A 615-nucleotide genomic window follows, 5' to 3' on the forward strand; every position below is an offset into this window, starting at 1 on the left:
AAAAAAAAGAAAAGACGGTTTATTCTACCGTCACTATCTTTCCTTTAGGAACATCCTCTTCCTTTAACTTGAATTTCATTTCAAGTATTCCGTTAGCATATGTAGCCTTGACAGAATTTTCATCGATTTTTTGTCTTATTGGTATTTTGGCATGATATTTTCTTTCTCCATGTTCTGCATCTATGTTGATTATGCTTCCAACCACATCTATCTTGATATCCTTCTTTTCTATTCCGGGCATCTCTGCGACAACCTTCAAAATCTTTTCCTTACCATCTATGATTGTGTCAACGAATGGTTCTCTGTTTTCTGCAGTTGGAAGAAGGCTTGGTCGTACGTTTCCATATTCTCTTACCACGGGTTTACCATCAGGTCCCCTTGTTAAGGAATATCCATAGTAATACGGACCAAATGTTCGCATGTTAGATGAGTTTCTTAATTCATGCCACATGTCTCCAATCTCTCTGAATGGCCTAGTCATTCTTTGGAAGAGGTCATCAAATTCATCGATCTCGAACATATGAATCGACCTTATGACTAGTTATCATTGCTCAAATATTAATTTTATGACAAGATGTAATATGGATGACAATTAATAAAAATTAGTGAATTTTT

The 615-nt window shown here is 35.4% G+C and carries 1 protein-coding gene; it reads right to left on the reverse strand.

Annotation, left to right across the window (positions count from 1 at the left end; all coding sequences use genetic code 11):
* Positions 1-19: 19 nt before the first annotated feature.
* On the reverse strand, positions 20-526 hold the full coding sequence (hsp20, locus tag DYY66_RS02715; RefSeq protein ID WP_394352553.1) for an archaeal heat shock protein Hsp20: 507 nt from the start codon (positions 524-526) through the stop codon (positions 20-22).
* Positions 527-615: the final 89 nt, after the last annotated feature.

The sequence above is a fragment of the Candidatus Nitrosotalea sp. FS genome (assembly GCF_011319475.1).
GTDB lineage: Archaea > Thermoproteota > Nitrososphaeria > Nitrososphaerales > Nitrosopumilaceae > Nitrosotalea.